Below are 20678 nucleotides of genomic sequence, written 5' to 3' on the forward strand. Positions count from 1 at the left end.
CATTGGTTTAGAAAGATGGTAATTTTAAGCTAAAATCACCATCTTTACAGGAATAGTGTGCCCGATTTTAGGCTGATTTCATTTCTGATTCAACACTTCTGATATTAAATATTAAATTCGATCAAAAGCAAATGGCAAAAGCGAAACAACCTGTACAACTCTCTGGCGAAGCATTATTACAGAAGGTCAAAGAACTAGAGCATCTCTCTAAAGAAGAAAAAGCTAAAGCTTGTGGATATGCCACCATCACGAAAAACAATCAAGCTCGCGTTAATTTGATGAAGTTCTATAATGCCCTAATGGAGGCTGATGGTGTTGAGCTAGAATCAAAAGGTAGCGGCAAAGGAGGGCGTAGTGCCAGTTATCGCGTCAGTGTTCAGAAAAATGGCAACCTACTAATTGGCTCAGCCTATACTCAATTGATGGGTCTAAAGGCTGGTGATGAGTTAGAAATTCGCCTCGGTCGTAAGCATATTCACTTACGTCAAGTCGGTGCAGGTGACGACGACGAATAACTCAAAATACAGACAGTTTTGTAATTCTGAGATTAAGAAGCAAAAAACAAGATGTCGCCGATTCATGAACTGGTGACATCTTGTTTTTTTAGCTTTTTTAGACTAAAATTTTTCCCCTATCAACTTGAAAAATTCGGGCAGAATCTAACCACTGAGCATCAAAAGAACCTAAATGAGTGGTGGTAATTACTGTTTGCACACGATCGCCGATAGCATTTAGTAGCTGGTCTTGTCTTTGTAAGTCGAGTTCAGCTAACACATCATCTAACAATAAAAGTGGTGGCTCACCAATTACTGATTCTAATAACTCTAGCTCCGCTAATTTTAGGGCTAGAACCAAAGTGCGTTGTTGCCCTTGAGAGCCATACTCACGCGCAGGCGTATCATTAATTGTGAGCGAAACTTCATCACGATGGGGGCCAACTAAGCTTATCCCTTGATGTTGCTCAATAATTGATTTCTGTAAAATTGTTTCAAAAAAAGCATGATGAATTTGCTCGATGGTATCGTTTGGAGCAAAGACAAATTTGGGTACATAGGTAATTGCTAAATCTTCGCTACCGCCACTAATGGCTTGATGCCAATGCCTTGCGATTGGAGTTAATCTTTCTAATAAACGCGATCGCCTTCTGATTAGTCTAGTTCCTGCTGTTACTAATTGAGCATCCCATAGAGCCATTTGTTGTGGTTCATAAGCAATTTGTCCTTGTTTAATTGATTTTAATAGTGCATTACGTTGACGTAGAACTTGATTATATTGTTGCAATAGATTGATATAAATCGGCTCTAGTTGAATTAGTACCGTATCTAACCAATTACGCCGACTCTCTGGACTGCCACGCACTAAATCTAGATCTAAGCTAGAAAACATTACTGCATTCAGATTTCCTAAAAAATCTAGATGTCGTGACTGACTAACACCATTTATACTCAGGGTGCGCTTACCACTTGCTCGCATCCGCATCAATAATTCTACAGGATAGCTTTCAGGAGATTGCGATCGCAAACAGATTGCGCTAATTTCTCCCATTACTTCACCATTGTGTACCAAGTCCCGATCTTTGCTAACTCGGTGAGATCGCAAAGTTGCTAATAGTAAAATCGCCTCTAATAGGTTGGACTTGCCCTGAGCATTATTACCAACAATCACTGTTTTAGGAGTAGTGAAGCTAACTGCTTGATCGGTATAATTCCGAAACTGTTTGATATGGAGAGATTTAAGATACATTCACTTTCAAATCACGGCGATTAATGCGACCATTGGGAGCATCAATATAGGGGGGCAATGTGGTCTGGTCAACTACTTTGAGCGTATCCATGTCGTAGGTTGTGTAGATCACGTCATTGGTTGTCCAACTAATATCAATGACGGTAATGGTACGACTCGGAGCAAGGTCGCCACTTAGCAAACGTCGAGGTCCATCGCCTAATACCCCTGCATTGAGAAGTTCTAGCTTGCCCTTATAGGCAGGATAGTACGCATGGTGATGTCCACTCACATAGGTATGGACATTGTATTTTTCAAGCAAGGTTCTGAGACGCTCTGCATCATTGAGATAATTGCCGCCTGTCTCACGACCTCTAGCCACTGCATAAAGCGGTAAATGTCCGATCGCTATCCGTAGTTTCGAGTTTTTCGCGACTTCACTGGCGAGACTTTTTTCGACCCATTGCAACTGCTGATCAGAAATAGTTGCAGTAGAAGCATCCCAAGCTAAAAAGAAAATATCATTTTGCTGGAATGTGTAGTTGAAGGGAAAGTTACTGCGATCAATAAAATTTAAATTGGGATCATGTTTAGGATCTTGCCAATAGGTACTGACGGCTTTGCGATCGCGATCAAATGTATATTTACCATTGTAGAGAGAGCCTGAGCCGTCGTGATTACCAATCGTAAATCCAAAACTGAGCTTAGCTTTTCGCATGGGTGCGGCGATATGCTTGTCAAAGCCTTGCCACATTGCCTTAATTTCGGCATCGGATAAGTCCGTATCCTGCCCAGCCACCATATCGCCGCCACATAACACCAAGTCTGGTTCCCAATCTGGCAAAAATTTGATTGCTTGTTTAACCTGATCGATATAATCAGTCGAGCCATAGGCACTGTTCAGGTCGCTAATCACAACAATTCTGACATCACCACGGGTTGGGGCAAATAATCCCTTTGGTGCAGGTTTTTGCGATCGCAAAGCTGTTGGGCTGTTCGTTGATGTATTTTTTGCGATCGCAGTTGGTGATTGGAGTGGGGATGCTGTCGTTGCGATCGGCGCATTCTGGCGACCCCAACTACCTGACAACGCCGCACCGCCCAAACCAGCGCCAACCGCTAGTCCACCAAACATCAATAGTTGCCGCCGCTTTAGTGCCATACAAAATTAAGTATCTAAATCAATTAACTTAAGTCATAAGTCATACAAGTATATAGCGCTTTGCAATCAAGCTAAGATTTGCAAAGCGTTGTAGGATGTTATTTACGGCGGTATCGACACCGCTTGGTAATGACATCCTCAAACAAAAGAAATTCATGGCTCCTCAACTGCGCGTATACGTCCCCCCCCATCCCGTTATCCGTCACTGGCTGACGATCGCACGGGAGAAGCATACCCCAGTTCCCCTATTTCGGACAGCAATGAATGAAATGGGTAAATGGCTGACCTACGAAGCAGTACGAGAGTTTTTGCCTGTACAACCTGTAGATATCGAAACGCCTTTGGGAACTGCATCAGGACATTTAATCGATGGTTCTATTCCTCTTGCTTTTGTGCCAATTTTGCGAGCGGGTTTATCGATGTTAGAGGGTTGTCAAAGTCTATTACCAACGGCAAATGTTTATCATTTGGGTTTGGTGCGTAATGAAGAAACCCTTGAAGCTAGCTGTTATCTCAATCGCTTACCCGAAAGATTTGCCCCAGAAACCAGAGTGTTCATTGTTGAGCCAATGATGGCAACGGGTGGCTCGATCATCACAACCTTGCAAATGTTAACTGAAAGAGGCGTTGATGCTTCCCTAATTCGGATTATTAACGCTCTTTGTGCGCCCCCAGCATTACAACTGATTAACCAACAGTTCCCTGCTATCCAAATTTATTCAGGTTGTATTGATGAAGTCGTCGATGAAAACGGCTGGATTGTTCCGGGTTTAGGTGATGCAGGCGATCGCTCATTTGGAACTTAGATTTAGGACTTACGCAAAAATGAATTAAGCCCTGTATTTTACCGTAGGTGCAATTCATGAATTGCACCTACGGTAAATCTTTTTGTGTTTAGGCGTAATCTTGAAGCGCCGTGACCGAGATTGCTCCAGATTGTAAGGAGCGAATTGCTTCAATAGCCGCTTTTGCCCCCGCAAGGGTCGTAATCACAGGGATTTTGTAAGCAAGAGCAGTACGACGAATCATTTTGCCATCGGTTTTTGCTTCTTCACCACTAGGAGAATTAATGATCAGTTGAATCTGACCGTTCTTCATGGAATCGCCAATGTGAGGACGACCTTCATGGACTTTGAGAACTTGCTTTGATGGAATATTGCTACGACGCAGAATCTTATGAGTTCCTTCTGTTGCCACAACATTAAAGCCAAGCTCAACAAAGGCTTCAGCAATTTTGGTGATACCACTTTTATCACGATCGTTGACCGATAAAAACACAGTTCCTTCAAGCGGCAAGTGAGTTCCTGCGGCAATTTGTGCCTTAGCAAAAGCCCGCCCAAATTCGGTGTCGATACCCATGACTTCACCCGTCGAACGCATCTCAGGGCCTAAAATGGTATCTGTGCCAGCAAATTTGGCAAACGGAAGCACGGCCTCCTTAATTGAAATGTGTTTAGGAATCACTTCTTCAGTTAAGCCAAGTTCGGCAAGGGTTGCACCTGCCATGATTCGCGAAGCATAGTTAACGAGAGGAACATTAATCGCTTTACTGACATAGGGAACAGTGCGCGACGCACGGGGATTGGCTTCAAGAATAAAGACTTTACTGTCTTTGGGATTGTTATTATTCAACTGCACGGCATATTGAATATTCATCAAACCAATCACATTCAAGGCTTTAGCAAGACTAATTGTCCATGTGCGAATGGTGGTGAGAACATCGGCAGGCAAAGAGAAGGTGGGAATTGCACAGGCGGAGTCACCAGAGTGAATTCCTGCCTCTTCAATATGCTCCATGATGCCGCCAATGGTGACATTGCCCTCTTGATCGGCAATCGCATCAACATCGACCTCAATTGCGCCTTCAAGGAATTGATCGATTAAGACAGGATGTTCTGGCTCAATGATGATGGCGCGACGCATGTAATCCTCTAGCTCCGCATCAGAGTAAACCACTTCCATGCCACGCCCACCCAGTACATAGCTAGGACGGACAACTACAGGATAGCTAACTCTCTGTGCCACTGCGATCGCTTCTTCTTCAGAACGGGCTAAACCATTGTTAGGTTGTAAAATGCCCAACTTTTGGCAGATTGCTTCAAAGCGTTCCCTATCTTCAGCCGTATCAATGGAATCAGGAGAAGTACCCCAAATTTTAGTAGTGGAATTATTTTCTTCAAGATATCGCAATAGTGGCACAGAAAGTTTCAATGGAGTTTGTCCACCAAATTGAATGATCACGCCTTCAGGTTGTTCAGCTTCGATAATGTTCAACACATCTTCGCGAGTCAGTGGCTCAAAATAGAGGCGATCGCTAGTGTCATAGTCTGTAGAAACAGTTTCAGGATTGGAGTTAACCATAATCGTCTCAAACCCAGCCGCACGCAGCGCATAGCTAGCATGACAACAGCAGTAATCAAACTCAATTCCTTGCCCGATGCGGTTAGGGCCACCACCGAGAATCATCACTTTTCTCTTACTAGAAGGCATGACTTCTGATTCTTCTTCATAGGTGGAATAGTGATAGGGTGTGAGCGCTTCAAACTCAGCCGCACAAGTATCGACAGTCTTGTACGAAGGAATGACACCAAGTGATTTGCGATAGGTACGGACTGTATCTTCATTTGTGCCTGTTAGATAAGCAATTTGGCGATCGCTAAAGCCTAGACGCTTAATCTCTAACATTTCTTCCTTAAGCAGACTATCCAACTTCCTCCCCTTAATCGAGAGTTCCACATCCGTAATCTCGCGCATTTTTTGTAAGAACCAAGGATCAATATTGGTTAGTTCAAAAATAGCTTGAACTGATAGCCCTGACAAAAATCCATCACGAATCGAGAAAATGCGATCGGGGTTAGGAACTCGCAAACTGTACTTGATTTTATCGAGGTCTGGTAAAACTTCTTCGCGATCGCCACCAAAACCAAAGCGTCCGACTTCAAGGGAGCGCAATGCTTTCTGGAAAGATTCTTGGAAAGTTCGTCCGATTGCCATGGCTTCGCCAACGGACTTCATCTGTGTAGTTAAGACTGGCTCAGAACCTGGGAATTTCTCGAAGGCAAAGCGCGGAATTTTGGTGACGACATAATCGATAGTTGGCTCAAAGCTTGCAGGAGTTTTCTTGGTGATGTCGTTAGAAATTTCATCAAGGGTATAACCAACAGCTAGTTTTGCTGCAAATTTTGCGATCGGGAAGCCTGTCGCTTTTGACGCTAGTGCCGAACTGCGGGATACACGAGGATTCATTTCAATGACGACCACTTCGCCATTTTCAGGATTGATTGAGAACTGAATATTTGAGCCACCAGTCTCCACGCCAATTTCGCGAATAATCTTGATCGAATAGTCACGCAGGCGTTGATATTCCTTGTCCGTGAGGGTTTGAGCAGGCGCAACCGTGATCGAATCGCCTGTATGGATACCCATGGGATCAATGTTTTCAATGCTACAAATAATCACCACGTTATCAGCGAGATCGCGCATCACCTCTAGCTCATACTCTTTCCAACCAATGAGCGATCGCTCGATCAAGATTTGCGATACAGGACTAGCTTCTAAACCAGAGGCACAAATTTCTTCAAATTCCTCTTGATTGTAGGCAATGCCGCCTCCTGTACCGCCCATTGTGAAGGCTGGACGGATGATTAAAGGATAAGTACCAATTTCATGGGCGATTGCACGGGATTCTTCCATGGTTGTCCCTAATCCCGATGGACACATGGCAACGCCGATTCGTTCCATCGCCTCTTTAAATAGCTTTCGATCCTCTGCCATTTCGATCGCTTCTAGTTTAGCGCCGATCAGTTCCACGCCATATTTTTCCAATACGCCCATTTTCGCAAGAGCAACCGCCGTATTTAACGCCGTCTGTCCACCCATGGTGGGTAAAATAGCGTCAGGACGCTCTTTCTCAATAATCTGGGCAACTACTTCAGGTGTAATTGGCTCGATGTAAGTGCGATCAGCCGTTGCAGGATCGGTCATGATCGTTGCAGGATTGGAGTTAACTAGGATCACATAGTAGCCCTCATCCCGTAAAACCTTACAGGCTTGGGTTCCTGAGTAGTCAAATTCGCAGGCTTGCCCGATCACAATTGGGCCAGCGCCAATCAGCAAAATCTTTTGGATGTCAGTACGGCGGGGCATATAATCTTGTATTTCTTAGGTAACTCGCAATACATTTTATAGCGTCATGGCGATCTCTTCGTATGTAGCGCATGATGCTAATTGGGCTACTGGCTAAAGTGCATTCCAGCGTTCTGCCGCCGTCGCGATCGCCTGTTCACTAGATTTTTCTTTTAGCATTGCAGTTTGCAATTCTTCGTAAATAATCTTTCGGAGATTCTCAATGCCCTTGGCAGGGGGAATCAAAACTTCAGATTGGGGAAGTTGCGACGCACTGACAACTCTGGCACGGTCCAGTAATGGTGAATCTTTTGCGGCTTCTGTAAAATAGCGATCGCGAGAACTTGTGATAGTAGAAGGCAATAGATTTTCCACCTTTGTAAAGGCAAGCTGATTTTCGGCATTCGTCAAGTACAGCGCGAATTTCACCGCTAGCTCTTGATTTTGGGATGTGGTTGGGACTGCCACATTCATCACGGCGGCACTCTTTTTACCCGTTGAGCCAGTGATTTGTGCGCCAATATCAGTTACCTTGGCAATTTCAGGGGCATTTTTGGCCACTGACTGCAAAAATTGGGGGCCAGTTAATAAAATTGCTAATTCCCCTGATTGATATAGCTCTACTGCCTTGCGATGTCCTTCCGTCAAGATTTCGCGAGGAATTAATTGCTTCTCGAATAGATTTACCCAATAGGCAAAAGCCGCTTTACCCGCAGCATCATTAAAGGCAGCTTTACCATTAGCATCAAAAAGTTTCATGCCCATCTGCACCATAGATTCCAAAACCTGACCGCCATCCATGGTCAACATAAAGGCGTATTTACCTGTTTTCGCCTTGATCTGTTCGGCAACCTTGGTTAGATCTTCAAAGGTTTGCGGTGGTTTAGCAGCATCTAGTCCCGCCTTTTCAAATAGATCGCGATTGTAAATCGTGATATCGGTGGCGACGTACCAAGGTAAGCCAAAGGTAACTTGATCAAGTTGATTTGCTTTCCAAATATTCGGAAAATAGCTAGCTTGATCGGTTGCCGAGATTGCCTTATTCATATCAACAAGGGCATTCTTTTCCGCTAATTTTGAGGCAAACTGCGGATTGAGATTAACGACATCTGGCGCAGTTTTGGCGGCAACAACGGTCAAAATTTTCGTTTCCATCTCTCCCCAAGGAATGTCTACCCATTCGACTTCTGCGGTGGGATTTTCCTTCACAAAACCTGCAATTAAATTGGTCATGTATTGCTCAAACTGAGGCTTTAATTGCATTGTCCAGAAGACTATTTTGTTTTTGCCTGCCGAAGTTGTAGAGTTAGTGGTTTGCGCTCCACAAGCTCCGAGCAGAAATAGTGCAGACAATCCAACAAATTTACGACGATTGAGCATTTGGGGGAGATTCGGTGTCATATCAAAGATTTAATTACATTTTGTTCCTTGAAAAAGCGCGGCTTTGCCGCGCTTTTTCAAATTGCTAAACAATTAGCGAGATGGACCTAAGCCAACTGCGCCAGCATAGACAGCTTGGCTGCCTAGTTCGGCTTCGATTCTGAGCAGACGGTTGTACTTAGCAACCCGCTCGCTACGACAGAGAGAACCTGTTTTGATTTGACCTGCACGAGTTGCTACAGACAGATCAGCGATGGTGGTGTCTTCAGTTTCGCCAGAACGGTGACTGATGACTGAGCGATAGCCATTCTTGTCAGCCGTTGCGATCGCTTCGAGAGTTTCGGTCAAGCTACCAATTTGATTGAGCTTAATCAAAATTGCACTAGCACAACCTTCGCGAATACCGCGATCGAGACGAGTCTTGTTGGTTACAAACAGATCATCACCAACCAATTGCGTATTGGTGAGTTGATCGGTCATTGCTTTCCAGCTTGCCCATTCGTCTTCCTGTAGACCATCTTCGATGGAGACGATGGGGTATTTGGAGATCAGACTTTCATAGTAATTAACAAACTCTTGAGGGCTGAGAGCCTTGCCATCGATGTTGTATTTGCCATCCTTGAATAGCTCATTAGAGGCAACGTCTAACGCCAAGGCAACTTGCTCACCAGGTTTATAACCAGCTTTAGTAATAGCGTCAATTAGTAACTCTAGGGCAGCTTGGTTGGACTCAAGGTTGGGCGCAAAGCCCCCTTCATCACCAACAGCCGTGGATAAACCTTTGTCATGGAGTACCGAGCTAAGGGCTGCAAATACTTCAGCACCATAGCGAAGAGCTTCCTTGAAGGTGGGTGCGCCAACAGGGACGATCATAAACTCTTGGATGTCCACGTTGTTGTCGGCATGAGCGCCACCATTGAGGACGTTCATCATTGGTACTGGCAACACGTTAGATAGGGGAGTCCCTAAGTAGCGATATAGGGGCTGTCCTATCGCTGCCGATGCTGCTTTGGCATTGGCGAGGGAGACTGCCAAGATGGCGTTTGCACCAAGTTCAGATTTATTGGGTGTGCCATCACGCTTGATCATGAGTCGATCAACGAGTTCTTGATTGAGCGCATCTACACCCTTCAATTCAGGGAGAATTTTTTCTGTAATATTGCGAACTGCAACTAAAACCCCTTTGCCGCCGTAGCGTTTTTTATCTCCGTCGCGCAGTTCATGGGCTTCAAAACTCCCCGTTGATGCACCACTAGGGACTTGAGCCAAACCAACGGCTCCGTTTGCTAGGGTAACTTCTGCTTCTACGGTTGGTTTGCCACGCGAGTCGAGGATTTCTCTTGCTGCGATCGCGATGATTTCTGTGCCTTTAGTCACTTTGAGCTATTCCTTTGATGATTTAAGTGAAGCTATTCGCATCAATCTTACAGTTTTGCGCTGCCCCATTTCTCAAATGTTAGGTTTTTATTAAATAAATTGACAAAAGGCACTTTGAGCTGTACTACAAAATCGCGATTATTTCATGGAAACAACGAGTGCATCTAGCTTTCTGATCCGCTCCACCATGATCTTCATCACGTTAAGCGCAAAGTTCGGGGTCTGTTGGACTAAAAAATTAAAGCGGTTCTTGTCAACGCCAACTAGTTTGCACTGTGTTTTTGCGATCGCAGTTGCGCTTCTAGGGCTAGAGTCTATTAGCGCCATTTCCCCGACAATGCCCCCCGCGCCCGTGGTATCCAAAAATTTACCGTCAATCGAAATTTCTACTTCGCCGTCAATTACGACATACATGCGGTCGGCAACACCACCTTTTTCAAAGATCATCTGACCTGCAGGAAAAATTACAAAGTCTTTGTCGTTGTTAAACAGGTTAATCGTTGTATTCAAAATCAAACCCCAATATCTCTAAAAAAGTGAGTATGCAATGTTTATTTTAAGTTAGGAACAAACTATTTTTTAATTATTTATGAGTAATTGACCAATTACCTATAGCTGAATCTAGATCAAGGCTTCAAGCTTTAGCAATGTCTAATTTCCTAATGTATAAATGGTTGTTTGTAGGTTTTGCCAAGGTTAAATTTACATTAATTCAAGGTTAAATAATTTCAATAACTGCACAATTAAAACGGCGATCGCAGCACCAAGCGTTGTGTTAATTCCATTCACCAGTTCATTGGTTAACCAATCATATTTTTCTTGAAATGTTGCGCCAATTAAACTTTCGATATTGGTGGCGATAAAGGCGGCGAGTGCACACCATAGTAACGCCCAAGGACTGGTTAATAAGCCAACAGAGAAACCAATGGCGGCGATCAACAGTGACCCGATAATCCCTGCGGCTGTACCCTCTAGGCTGACTGCGCCCTCTGTACCTGCGGGAACTGGCTTAAATGTGGTGATCAAAAAGGTGCTTTTGCCATAGGCTTTGCCAATTTCGCTAGCAGTGGTATCGGCGAGTTTGGTACTCAGGCTTGCCACATAGCCCAATAGCCAGAGGGGACTCGGTGCGATCGCAAAACCAATCGCGCAAACAGCGCCCGTTGCGGCTGAACCCCAAAGATTTTCAGGCCCTCTTGCCCCGTCACGTTTTTCGGCAATTCCTTTGGCTTCTTTAATGTCTTTGCCAATGCGAGTCACCCCCGAACCAACAATTAAATAGCTTAAGATGACAATATAACCTTGCCAACTCAAACAGCCCCAGATTGTGATTCCCAATGCCCATGCGTGGCAAATTCCTGCGGTGGTGAGGACTTTGCGCGGTAGCAACAGGGCGATCGCACCAAGCACAGTATTTAATCCGATCGCAATTAACCAGTCCTGCGATATTGGGAAACTATTGAGCATAAAAGTTAATCTTTAGATTATGAATATTTTGCGGTTGTGATGCCCCGATACGCGGGGCATCACAACTAGATCGCTAGGCGTTAACTAACAACATACTATGGAGCAAAAATAATGACAGAAGCATTTGAGTTGTTTTGGGGCAATTTGCGATGGATGGGATGGAATTTATTTTTAGCAATTATTCCCTGTGCGCTCAGTTTCATCCTATTTTCCAAACGATCGCCAAAGCGACTGTCACGCAACCCAATTTGGTGGATCGGATTTTTGCTGTTTGTCCTATTTTTACCCAATGCCCCCTATATCATCACTGACATTATTCATTTTGTGAATGAGGTGAGACTGCCCGATATTTCAGCGAATGGCATCATTTTTGTCATGATCCCGCAGTATCTCATTTTTATATTATTGGGATTCCAATGCTACGCAATTTCCCTAGTCAAACTTATGCAGTATTTAGAATGGGTCAAGTTACTCAAGAATGTAGTTTGGTTAGAAGTCAGCATTAATTTAATTTGTGCGATCGGTGTCTATTGGGGAAGGGTAAACCGTTTAAATAGTTGGGATGTATTTACCCAACCCAGTCAAGTGATGGAGGATGCCCTTAAAAATCTCGAAAATCCCAATTTCTTTTTGGGGACAGGCATATTTTTTATTATTTTCACCTGCCTCTATTACATTTTTAAATGGGTGAATATTGCGATCGCATTTTATTGGCAAAAAAGCTCTAAGTCCATATCGGTATAAATTATCCCTCAAAGCTTAAAAATACCGCTTAGTGGGATTTTTAAGCTTTGGCTTGGGCATTTGTAGATTCGTAACTCTCTAATTCACAACTATTCAACACAGCATCAATCAAATTAGGAAATCTCGCATCTAAATCTTCACGCCGCAGGGAATTGTAATGTTGCGTTCCTTCTAGACGTGTATACATAATCCCCACATCTCGCAAAACCTTAAAATGATGAGATTGCGTAGACTTGCTCATCGTTAAACAAAATTCGCCACAGGTAATTTCGGGCTTAGTCGATAGCATTTTGACAATTTGTAGACGAGTCGGATCACTAAGTCCGTAGAGAACTCCCGTTAAAGAAATATGATTGCGATCGGGGTGGTGATATTGACGCATTTACAGACTTTTTTGCGAACTATCTACAATTATGCCATACATTTGCAGATAGTTTGGTTATTCGTATATAATCGAACAATAGAAATATTTGTAATACCATTAACACCTCTATGAGCGCTCCTCTCCTCTCACCAGTTAAACTCGGACGCTACACATTGCCTAACCGTGTTGTCTTAGCTCCGCTCACCCGCAATCGTGCAGGCGATGGACTTGCTCCCACAGCTCTTAATGCTCTGCACTATGCCCAAAGAGCGTCAGGTGGATTATTGATTACTGAAGCATCCCAAATTTCACCCCAAGGTATGGGCTACCCCAATACCCCCGGCATTTATTCTGATGAGCAAGTTGCAGGTTGGCGCTTGGTTACGGATGCTGTCCATGCCAAGGGTGGCAAGATCTTTTTGCAGCTCTGGCATGTGGGCAGAATTTCCCATCCTGACCTCCAACCTAATGGCGAGTTGCCCGTAGCTCCATCGGCGATCGCACCTGAAGGCGAAGCCGCTACCTATACAGGCATGAAACCCTTTGTAACACCGCGTGCGCTCGAAACCTCAGATATTCCTCAGATTGTGGAACAATATCGCCTTGGTGCGAAAAATGCGATCGCAGCAGGTTTTGATGGCGTAGAAATCCATGGTGCGAATGGCTATCTCATCGATCAATTTTTGCAAGACAATACTAATCAGCGCACAGATATCTATGGTGGCTCCCTTGAAAATCGCACCAGATTTTTGATGGAAGTGACAGAGGCAGTTGTGCAGGAATGCGGCAGCGATCGCGTTGGCGTGAGGCTATCTCCTAGTGGCACATTTAACAGCATGTATGATTCCAATCGTGCCGCCACCTTTAGTTATGCCGTGAAGGAATTAAACCGCTTTGATCTTGCTTATTTGCACCTAGTTGCTCCCAGAGTCGAAGGCTTCGGCACTGCGGAAGATCAACCTGATCTTGGCGCTGAATTTTTCCGTCCTATTTACAACGGCACAATTATGACCGCAGGCGGTTATACCCTTGAGACTGGCAATGCTGCGATCGCATCGGGCAATGCCGATCTAGTTGCCTTTGGTCGCCTCTATATTGCTAACCCTGATCTCGTGGAAAGATTTGCCATTAATGCGCCATTAAACACCCCCGATCGCAATACCTTCTATGGTGGCGATGAGAAGGGCTACACCGATTATCCAACTTTGTCCTAACACCAATTCACGAAAAGGATTTTCAAATCAAGAAATGGCTACGCCATTTCTTGATTTGGTATAAGTAGTTCAGCATATTTGCGTTGCCTGACTAGCAGGCGGCGCAAGCTTTATTTTCTGTAATAAAATTAAGCCATCTCTACTAGATCAACTATGCGCTACCGTCGTTTTGGCAAAACTGAAATGCTCCTGTCCGTGTTTTCCTTGGGGGCGATGCGCTATATGGAATCAGCAGAAAACGCTCATCAGACGATCGTAAGGGCGTTAGAAGTTGGCATCAACCACATTGAAACAGCGCAGGGCTATGGCAAGAGTGAAGAATTTATTGGCCAAGCTCTCCGCAATGGACTCAAGGATCAGCGCGAGCAGTTTTATCTCACCACCAAAATATCGCCAACTAAAGACGCAGATGCGATGCGCCGTCAAATTGAGCAGTCCCTAAAAAAGTTAAATGTGGACTATATCGACAATTTTGATATTCATGGCATCAATCTCCAAGAGCATCTTGATTTAGTTACCGATCCGAATGGCTGTATGAAGGCAGTCAGAGAGGCAATCGATCAAAAAATGATTGGTCATGTTGGCTTCTCCACCCATGCCCCCCTTGATATTATTCTTGCCACGATTAACACCGATTTATTTGAGTCAGTTAATTTACATTATTACTACTTCAATCAGCGTAATGCCCCTGCGGTGCAACTCGCTCACGAGAAAGACATGGGTGTATTTATCATTTCACCATCGGATAAAGGTGGAATGCTCTACGCCCCATCGGAGGAATTAGCAGGGGTGAGCTATCCTTTTACGCCGCTATACATGTGCGATCGCTTTTTGTTGAGTGATCCTCGCGTGCATACCCTCAGTCTCGGAGCTGCCAACCCTAGCGAAATTGACTCCCATCAGGACGCATGGGACAACATTGAGCCAATGTCCGAATTAGAGCAAGCAGTTCTCGATTGCATCAATCGCCGCTACACATTACTCGAAAGCGATCGCTGTTCTCAATGTTATGAATGCTTACCCTGTCCTGAAGATATTAATATCCCTGAAGTATTAAGGCTCAGAAATTTAGCAGTGGGCTTTGATATGGTGGAATTTGGCAAATATCGCTACAAAATGTTTGAAAACGCTGGGCATTGGTTCCCCGGTCGTAAAGCAATTCGCTGTACAGACTGTGGTGACTGCTTACCGCGTTGCCCCGAAAAATTAGACATCCCCAAATTGTTGCGCGACACGCACGATCGCCTTGATAGTGGCGAAGGTAAAAGACTTTGGGAATAATCAAAATTCAAAAAATCTGGCAGTGTGAGAAAGGGAATGATAGTTTTTGGTATCCTAGATGTCTATTCTTGTGATAGCGATCGCTAACTCAGAATGGCGGCACAAAGCACAAATATCATCAAATCCAAAATAAACCTATGGCTTCCAGTTATTCCTTCGATATCGTTAGTGATTTTGATCATCAAGAGCTTGTCAATGCGCTCGATCAAACCCGCCGTGAAATTGTCAGTCGTTATGACTTAAAAAGTACCAAAACAGAAGTTGAACTTGAAAAAGAATTAATAACAATCAATACCAACAGTGAAATGACGCTTACCTCTGTGGTTGATGTGATGCAATCTAAAGCAATTAAACGCGGCTTATCTCTTAAAATTTTTGATTATGGCGAAATTGAGTCTGCTAGTGGCAATCGTGTAGTTCAGAAGATTAAATTGAAGAAGGGAATTGAACAGGAACAAGCCAAAAAACTATCGAAACTAATTCGTGATGCTTTTCCCAAATGTCAAGCTTCAATCCAAGGTGATGCGTTACGAGTTACTTCCAAATCTAAGGATGAATTACAGGAAATCATTCAACTTGTAAAAGCAGAAGATTTTCCTCTTGCACTCCAATTTACAAATTACCGTTAAAAAGAAAGGGCGCGTTGCGCCCTTTCTTTTTTGATGAGTGGTGGATTTAGAGAGGATTTAGCTCTTAAGGAATAGAAGGCTTTCGGAGCTAAGGCTAACAACACCAAGAGAAGGAGATATGCACATTTTATGCAATTGTTGTAACAACGTTTACAGAATTTAATGTTGGGATCGCCAAAATTGGGAACTAACAACTGGTAGCTCATGCCAATGTTAAATGTTCTCATAGGTAGAAAAGGAGGAGATCATGTCTAACATCCCAACTGGTGGTCAGATGCTTTGGAAGCTAGAAGATGGTGAGCGCGTACTACACCTACGGCACAATGCTACTGAGCAATGGAAGCATTATGAAGAATTTCCCGAATATGCAATGCAAGACCCGCTAGGCTTCTCTAAAGGAATTACGACTTTTGTTAATTTGTTAAAGAAGGATTGGATCGCCATTAAGTCTTAATTCCCTTACTTAACAGATAGCGCTTAGCGCTATCTGCTTCTCTATTCATCCCAATCTTTCCATTGCACTTGGTTGGTCTCTAAATAGACATCGACAGCTTGTCCAATCGTTGGGAAGAAGTTCTCTATTCCCAATTTAGAAAATAAACCATAACGTTTAAGTCGATCTTTAGTTGGTCCTTTCATTTCGGCAAAGCATAGCTCTATACCTGCTTGACAGAGAGTTTTATCGAGTTCTGCGATCGCATCGGCGGCAGTGAGGTCAATATCCGTTACAGGTTCAGCCGCAACTAAGACCCAATTAGTTGGCGTTGGGGCAGTGGCTACGGCTTGCATCACCCTTTCTGTAAAGGTTTCGGCATTGGCAAAAAATAGCGGTGCATCCCAACGAAAAATTACCAACCCCGGAATTCGTCGGGCTTCGGGATGTCGCACCACATCGTGATAGCCCTTAATACCGTCAATCCGCCCCAACACTGCATAGTGAGGTCGCCATGCACTCCAAACAAAGGCAAATAGCGCTAATCCTAGTGATCCGAAAATACCCTGAATTACCCCCAAAAGGGCTACCCCCAGAAAACAAATGATTGATAGGACAAACTCAAATCTACGGAGTTGATACAGGCGTAAAGTACCTTTGAGTTCTAAAATCGACAGCCCCGCAGACATAACTACGGCGCTTAATGATGCCTGTGGTAAATTTTTGAGCAATGTGGGCGCAAATACCAGAATCAGGGCAATGCAAGCTGCGCCCACTACACCCGTAATTTGTGTTTTTGAGCCAGCCGCCTCGGCTACGGGTGTACGAGAAGTGCTACTACTAATCGCAAAGCCTTGAAATAAACCTGCGGCAATATTGGCCAGTCCCAAGGCAAATAATTCCTGATTGCGATCCACTTTGTATCCCCCACGGATGGCAAAGGTTCGAGATAAAACGCTTAGATCGGTAAAGGAAACCATGGCGATCGCTAAGGCACTAGAAAACAAATTGGCAAACTTGAGTGGCGCAATACTGGGAATTTGAAAACTGGGTAATCCCTGTGGCAACACTCCGATTACCGAAATGCCCGATCTTTGTGAAAGCTCGAAAATTGAACTTATGATGGTGGCTGCGACTACGGCAACTAAGACCCCTGGAATTTTGGGAGCTAGTTTTTTTAAGCCTAAAATAATTGCGAGGCAACCTAAACCAATTGCTAAGGATGTGTAATTGGTGCGCCCATCTTGCACGCCTTGCCAAAATCCAAGCAATCCATCCCAAATATTATCGCTATCAACTGAGAAGCCAAATATTTTAGGCAATTGTCCCACTAAAACACTGATGGCAATACCATTCAGATATCCATAACGAATTGGTTTAGATAGCAAATCGGTAACAAAGCCAAACTTTAGTAGCCCTGCAATGATACAAATCCCCCCTGCGATAATGGACAACATGCCTGCGATCGCAATTGCTCTGATCGGGTCACCACCAGATAGGGGGACAACGGTAGTTGCAATGAGAGGAATCAATGCTGAGTCGGGGCCTAAGACCAAAATGCGACTAGGACCAAAGATAGCATAGGCAAGTAGCGGGATAATGGTTGCGTAGAGTCCATAGATAGCAGGTAAACCTGCGGCAACAGCATAGCCCATACCTGCGGGAATCAAGATGGCGGTGAGGGCAATGCCTGCACTGACATCTTTAATCAGCCAAGATAGGTTGTAATTTTTTAAGACGGAAATAATCGGCATCCACCTTGCTAAACCATAGGCGGGAGATGCGATCGCAAATGTAATCTTTGGAGGTTGGTCGGACAACAATACACCTCAGTTGAGATATCTAGAAAGAATTTCTAGCTTACCCAATTTTCCAACTAAAAAATGAGAGTAGCGGCGCTACCCTCATTTTTTGGAATTAAAAACCAAACCTAGTAAGGATTTTTAAATTAAGCCATAGCGTAGCCATGTCTTAATTTGTGATTAGACTGGTTGAAAGTAGAATGCAAAGCCCAAGATTGCATAAGTTGCCACTAAGAGCGAGCCTTCTAACCAATTGGAGCGTCCATCGGAACTAATGGAATTGGCAATTAGTACAGCAACGGCTACGGCGACCAACTCGAAGGGATTGAAATTTAAATCCATCGGTTGTCCCATAAACCAGCCAACAATTACTAATAGTGGTGCGACGAAAAGTGCAATCTGCATACTAGAACCGACCGCAACAGATACCGATAGTTCCATTTTATTTTTCATGGCAACGGTGATTGCGGTGGTATGTTCAGCAGCATTACCGATGATTGGCAATAAAATTACCCCAGTAAACAACTCAGTCAAGCCCAATTGAGCAGTTGCTTCTTCTAGTGTTCCCACTAGCATCTCAGATTCTATGGCAACTAAGAGAGTCGCCCCCAAAAGGACACTAATCCATAAACCAAGATTAATTTTTTGGGGATGCCCTGTTTCTTCTTCCGCATCATCAGCTTCAGATTTGCCAACATCATAGAGATAGGCATGGGTTTTCATCGAGAATAGCAGAGTCAAACAATAGACAATGATCAAAACGATCGCCACGGCAATCGATAGTTTTTGCAATATTTCTTCGCTGATGCCTGCGGTTGTAAAATTGGCGGCAGTCGGTAACAAAATCGCAATTACCGCTAGATTCATCACGGAGGCATTTAATCTAGCCATCGTAGGCTGAAACTCTTGCTCTTTATATCGTAGTCCGCCTAAGAACATCGACAGCCCCATAACTAGCAATAAGTTGCCAATAATTGAGCCTGTAATACTTGCTTTGACAACCCCTGTAAACCCTGCTTTAAGCGCGACAATCGCAATAATCAGTTCGGTGGCATTGCCAAAGGTGGCATTTAATAAGCCACCCAATGATTCGCCTAGAACCACTGATATTTCTTCGGTTGCGGTGCTTAACCAACCCGCCAATGGCAAAATTGCGATCGCAGAAGTCACAAATATTAGTGTGGGATCCCATCCCAATAGGTGACCAATTATGGAAATTGGCACAAACGCCAGCAGACCATAGGAGAAGACTTTCTTAAACATAACTAGCCTAAATATGACCCCATGTAATGTTAAGGCTCAATATACTCTAAGTAGTTGAAAATAATTAAAAATAGGAGATATCTATGACCGAACTTACCAGTGAGCAACATCGGGCGAAAATGCAGCGCCGACAAGAGGTTCAACATCAACGGGTTGCTGAGCGAAATCTTGAAAAAGGATTAATTATTGTAAATACTGGTGATGGTAAGGGCAAAACCACGGCGGCGCTAGGGATGGTTTTGCGATCGCTAGGACATGGATATAAAGTTGCGATCGTGCAATTTATTAAGGGTGCTTGGGAGCCTGCGGAAAAGAAAGTTTTTGAAATGTGGCAAGATCAACTGGTTTTTCAGGCTTTGGGGGAAGGATTTACATGGGAAACTCAAGATCGCGATCGCGATATTGCCAAAACCAAGGAAGCTTGGGAGGTGGGACTTGGCTATATCAAAAATCCTGAATACAAGTTAGTGCTGCTGGATGAAGTGAATATTGCGCTCAAACTTGGTTATCTTGATGTCGAAACTGTGATTGCGGGTTTGCAGGAAAAGCCTAATGATTCCCATGTGATTTTGACAGGTCGGGGCGCACCGACAGAACTAATTGCGATCGCAGATTTAGTTACGCGAATGGAACTAGTTAAACATCCCTTTAGAGAACAGGGGGTTAAAGCCCAAGCAGGAATTGAGTTTTAAACAAAAAAGAGAGAAGCTTAGCTTCTCTCTTTTTTAAGGCTAACTAGACTTTGGTGAGCCAATGTTGATATTCAGGTAACAAACCTTGAACAGCCTTACTATATAAATCACGCAGTTTCTTGGTAATTTCGCCAATTGTGCCATCACCGACTGGACGATGATCAAAGCTGGTAATTGGTGCTAACTCAGTCGCAGTACCGACAAAGAAAGCCTCATCAGCAATATATAGCTCAGTGCGATCGATGGTACGGGATACAGATTCTAATCCTAATTCCTTCGCTGCCAATTCAATAATCGAATCACGGGTAATTCCTTCCAAAATGTTATCAGTAACAGAACTAGTGATTAACTTTCCATCTCTGACCAAAAATAGATTCATGGCACTTCCCTCCGCCACATGTCCATCATTGGTCAAGACGACAACATCATCAAAGCCTGACGCATAGCCATCGGTTTTCGCAAGCGCGGTGTTTACATATGCGCCATTAACCTTGGCGCGGGCAGGAATGGCGTTATCATCTAAACGTCGCCATGAAGATACGCCGACTTTAATCCCATTGCTAGTATCAAGATATCCATCCATCGGCACACTGAATAAGCAGAAGTCATCGTGGGTATGGGGAACCTTGAGGATCGGACCAATTCTCAGGTCAGACTTGTAAATAATTGGGCGCAGATATGTCGCAGAATCACATTTATTACGCTGCAATAATTCTTTGGTGATATCCACCATTGCCGCTATATCAAGGGGATGTTGCAAGCCAATAATGCGGCAACTTTGAATCAACCGTTGGTAATGTTCTTCTAAGCGAAATGCCGCCATGCGGTTTTCTTCTGGTAACCAATACGCTTTTATACCCTCAAATACAGCAGTGCCATACAAAAAAGCATGGGTGCGAATACTAATCGTGGCATCTTCGAGGGGAACAAACTTCCCGCGTATGTAAGCGTATTGTAAGGTCATGGTTTAATACATTTCTATTATTAGTTTTCTTATCATAATACTTAGGACAAAGTAAAGTT

Annotated in this window: 19 protein-coding genes; 8 read left to right on the forward strand and 11 right to left on the reverse strand. The window is 44.0% G+C overall.

The genetic code is table 11. The annotated features are described in order from the left end of the window. Nucleotides 1-131: 131 nt before the first annotated feature. The gene (locus H6F41_RS04275) at nt 132-515 is read left to right on the forward strand and encodes an AbrB family transcriptional regulator (RefSeq protein WP_190402249.1); all 384 of its coding nucleotides are present in this window, start codon (nt 132-134) and stop codon (nt 513-515) included. A gap of 97 nt (nt 516-612) precedes the next feature. On the opposite strand, the gene recF is transcribed toward H6F41_RS04275, so the two are convergent. Together recF and H6F41_RS04285 are read right to left on the reverse strand one after the other, a co-directional pair. Beyond that, nucleotides 613-1743: a DNA replication/repair protein RecF gene (recF, locus tag H6F41_RS04280; RefSeq protein ID WP_190402250.1), complete on the reverse strand. Its 1131-nt coding sequence runs from the start codon at nt 1741-1743 to the stop codon at nt 613-615. After that, nucleotides 1733-2884, reverse strand: coding sequence for a metallophosphoesterase family protein (locus H6F41_RS04285; protein WP_190402251.1), 1152 nt, complete (start codon nt 2882-2884; stop codon nt 1733-1735). The genes recF and H6F41_RS04285 overlap by 11 nt, the downstream gene beginning before the upstream one ends. Before the next feature lie 155 nt (nt 2885-3039). Here H6F41_RS04285 and upp point away from each other — a divergent pair, with 155 nt between their 5' ends. Further along, nucleotides 3040-3690, forward strand: a complete 651-nt coding sequence (upp, locus tag H6F41_RS04290; RefSeq protein ID WP_190402349.1) for a uracil phosphoribosyltransferase — start codon at nt 3040-3042, stop codon at nt 3688-3690. A gap of 88 nt (nt 3691-3778) precedes the next feature. Here upp and carB read toward each other — a convergent pair whose 3' ends face one another. The 5 genes from carB to H6F41_RS04315 all read right to left on the reverse strand — a co-directional run bounded on the left by carB (nt 3779) and on the right by H6F41_RS04315 (nt 11233). After that, a complete protein-coding gene (gene carB, locus H6F41_RS04295) occupies nt 3779-7030 on the reverse strand; it encodes a carbamoyl-phosphate synthase large subunit (protein ID WP_190402252.1) in 3252 nt (1083 codons plus the stop codon). Between the two features lie 93 nt (nt 7031-7123). Continuing rightward, on the reverse strand, nt 7124-8410 hold the full coding sequence (locus tag H6F41_RS04300) for an ABC transporter substrate-binding protein (RefSeq protein WP_242022917.1): 1287 nt from the start codon (nt 8408-8410) through the stop codon (nt 7124-7126). A gap of 72 nt (nt 8411-8482) precedes the next feature. After that, nucleotides 8483-9766, reverse strand: a complete 1284-nt coding sequence (gene eno / locus H6F41_RS04305) for a phosphopyruvate hydratase (RefSeq protein ID WP_190402253.1) — start codon at nt 9764-9766, stop codon at nt 8483-8485. A 138-nt stretch (nt 9767-9904) separates the two neighbouring features. Further along, entirely contained in the window at nt 9905-10276 is a 372-nt protein-coding gene (locus H6F41_RS04310) for a cyclic nucleotide-binding domain-containing protein (RefSeq protein ID WP_242022918.1), read from the reverse strand. Between the two features lie 192 nt (nt 10277-10468). Next, nucleotides 10469-11233 carry a TIGR00297 family protein gene (locus H6F41_RS04315; protein WP_190402254.1) on the reverse strand — a complete coding sequence of 255 codons (765 nt, stop codon included), beginning with the start codon at nt 11231-11233 and terminating at the stop codon, nt 10469-10471. Between the two features lie 111 nt (nt 11234-11344). Here H6F41_RS04315 and H6F41_RS04320 point away from each other — a divergent pair, with 111 nt between their 5' ends. Next, nucleotides 11345-11977 carry a DUF1361 domain-containing protein gene (locus H6F41_RS04320; RefSeq protein ID WP_190402255.1) on the forward strand — a complete coding sequence of 211 codons (633 nt, stop codon included), beginning with the start codon at nt 11345-11347 and terminating at the stop codon, nt 11975-11977. Nucleotides 11978-12017: 40 nt separating this feature from the next. On the opposite strand, the gene H6F41_RS04325 is transcribed toward H6F41_RS04320, so the two are convergent. Then, complete coding sequence (locus tag H6F41_RS04325) at nt 12018-12359, reverse strand: ArsR/SmtB family transcription factor (RefSeq protein ID WP_190402256.1); 342 nt, start codon at nt 12357-12359, stop codon at nt 12018-12020. Nucleotides 12360-12469: 110 nt separating this feature from the next. On the opposite strand from H6F41_RS04325, the gene H6F41_RS04330 reads away from it, so the two are divergent. From H6F41_RS04330 to H6F41_RS04345, 4 genes are all read left to right on the forward strand, one after another. Beyond that, the gene (locus H6F41_RS04330) at nt 12470-13555 is read left to right on the forward strand and encodes an alkene reductase (protein WP_190402257.1); all 1086 of its coding nucleotides are present in this window, start codon (nt 12470-12472) and stop codon (nt 13553-13555) included. A 153-nt stretch (nt 13556-13708) separates the two neighbouring features. Then, the gene (locus tag H6F41_RS04335) at nt 13709-14836 is read left to right on the forward strand and encodes an aldo/keto reductase (RefSeq protein ID WP_190402258.1); all 1128 of its coding nucleotides are present in this window, start codon (nt 13709-13711) and stop codon (nt 14834-14836) included. A 137-nt stretch (nt 14837-14973) separates the two neighbouring features. Next, entirely contained in the window at nt 14974-15465 is a 492-nt protein-coding gene (locus H6F41_RS04340) for a YajQ family cyclic di-GMP-binding protein (protein WP_190402259.1), read from the forward strand. Nucleotides 15466-15712: 247 nt separating this feature from the next. Beyond that, nucleotides 15713-15919, forward strand: a complete 207-nt coding sequence (locus tag H6F41_RS04345) for a hypothetical protein (RefSeq protein WP_190402260.1) — start codon at nt 15713-15715, stop codon at nt 15917-15919. Nucleotides 15920-15960: 41 nt separating this feature from the next. Here the strand turns inward: H6F41_RS04345 and H6F41_RS04350 are convergent, their stop codons facing one another. Both H6F41_RS04350 and cax read right to left on the reverse strand, forming a co-directional pair. After that, the gene (locus tag H6F41_RS04350) at nt 15961-17718 is read right to left on the reverse strand and encodes a SulP family inorganic anion transporter (protein ID WP_242022919.1); all 1758 of its coding nucleotides are present in this window, start codon (nt 17716-17718) and stop codon (nt 15961-15963) included. A 162-nt stretch (nt 17719-17880) separates the two neighbouring features. Beyond that, the gene (cax, locus tag H6F41_RS04355) at nt 17881-18963 is read right to left on the reverse strand and encodes a calcium/proton exchanger (protein WP_190402261.1); all 1083 of its coding nucleotides are present in this window, start codon (nt 18961-18963) and stop codon (nt 17881-17883) included. Nucleotides 18964-19046: 83 nt separating this feature from the next. Here cax and cobO point away from each other — a divergent pair, with 83 nt between their 5' ends. After that, nucleotides 19047-19655, forward strand: coding sequence for a cob(I)yrinic acid a,c-diamide adenosyltransferase (gene cobO / locus H6F41_RS04360; RefSeq protein ID WP_190402262.1), 609 nt, complete (start codon nt 19047-19049; stop codon nt 19653-19655). 43 nt (nt 19656-19698) lie between these two features. Here the strand turns inward: cobO and H6F41_RS04365 are convergent, their stop codons facing one another. Continuing rightward, nucleotides 19699-20619 carry a branched-chain amino acid transaminase gene (locus H6F41_RS04365; RefSeq protein WP_190402263.1) on the reverse strand — a complete coding sequence of 307 codons (921 nt, stop codon included), beginning with the start codon at nt 20617-20619 and terminating at the stop codon, nt 19699-19701. Nucleotides 20620-20678: the final 59 nt, after the last annotated feature.

The sequence above is a fragment of the Pseudanabaena mucicola FACHB-723 genome (assembly GCF_014696385.1).
GTDB lineage: Bacteria > Cyanobacteriota > Cyanobacteriia > Pseudanabaenales > Pseudanabaenaceae > Pseudanabaena.

What these genes read in the sequence shown, in the direction of transcription:
- H6F41_RS04275 (WP_190402249.1), top strand. Translation starts at nt 132, where the DNA reads ATGGCAAAAGCGAAACAACCTGTACAACTCTCTGGCGAAGCATTATTA.
- recF (WP_190402250.1), bottom strand. Translation starts at nt 1,743, where the DNA reads ATGTATCTTAAATCTCTCCATATCAAACAGTTTCGGAATTATACCGAT.
- H6F41_RS04285 (WP_190402251.1), bottom strand. Translation starts at nt 2,884, where the DNA reads ATGGCACTAAAGCGGCGGCAACTATTGATGTTTGGTGGACTAGCGGTT.
- upp (WP_190402349.1), top strand. Translation starts at nt 3,040, where the DNA reads ATGGCTCCTCAACTGCGCGTATACGTCCCCCCCCATCCCGTTATCCGT.
- carB (WP_190402252.1), bottom strand. Translation starts at nt 7,030, where the DNA reads ATGCCCCGCCGTACTGACATCCAAAAGATTTTGCTGATTGGCGCTGGC.
- H6F41_RS04300 (WP_242022917.1), bottom strand. Translation starts at nt 8,410, where the DNA reads ATGACACCGAATCTCCCCCAAATGCTCAATCGTCGTAAATTTGTTGGA.
- H6F41_RS04315 (WP_190402254.1), bottom strand. Translation starts at nt 11,233, where the DNA reads ATGCTCAATAGTTTCCCAATATCGCAGGACTGGTTAATTGCGATCGGA.
- H6F41_RS04320 (WP_190402255.1), top strand. Translation starts at nt 11,345, where the DNA reads ATGACAGAAGCATTTGAGTTGTTTTGGGGCAATTTGCGATGGATGGGA.
- H6F41_RS04325 (WP_190402256.1), bottom strand. Translation starts at nt 12,359, where the DNA reads ATGCGTCAATATCACCACCCCGATCGCAATCATATTTCTTTAACGGGA.
- H6F41_RS04330 (WP_190402257.1), top strand. Translation starts at nt 12,470, where the DNA reads ATGAGCGCTCCTCTCCTCTCACCAGTTAAACTCGGACGCTACACATTG.
- H6F41_RS04335 (WP_190402258.1), top strand. Translation starts at nt 13,709, where the DNA reads ATGCGCTACCGTCGTTTTGGCAAAACTGAAATGCTCCTGTCCGTGTTT.
- H6F41_RS04340 (WP_190402259.1), top strand. Translation starts at nt 14,974, where the DNA reads ATGGCTTCCAGTTATTCCTTCGATATCGTTAGTGATTTTGATCATCAA.
- H6F41_RS04345 (WP_190402260.1), top strand. Translation starts at nt 15,713, where the DNA reads ATGTCTAACATCCCAACTGGTGGTCAGATGCTTTGGAAGCTAGAAGAT.
- cax (WP_190402261.1), bottom strand. Translation starts at nt 18,963, where the DNA reads ATGTTTAAGAAAGTCTTCTCCTATGGTCTGCTGGCGTTTGTGCCAATT.
- cobO (WP_190402262.1), top strand. Translation starts at nt 19,047, where the DNA reads ATGACCGAACTTACCAGTGAGCAACATCGGGCGAAAATGCAGCGCCGA.
- H6F41_RS04365 (WP_190402263.1), bottom strand. Translation starts at nt 20,619, where the DNA reads ATGACCTTACAATACGCTTACATACGCGGGAAGTTTGTTCCCCTCGAA.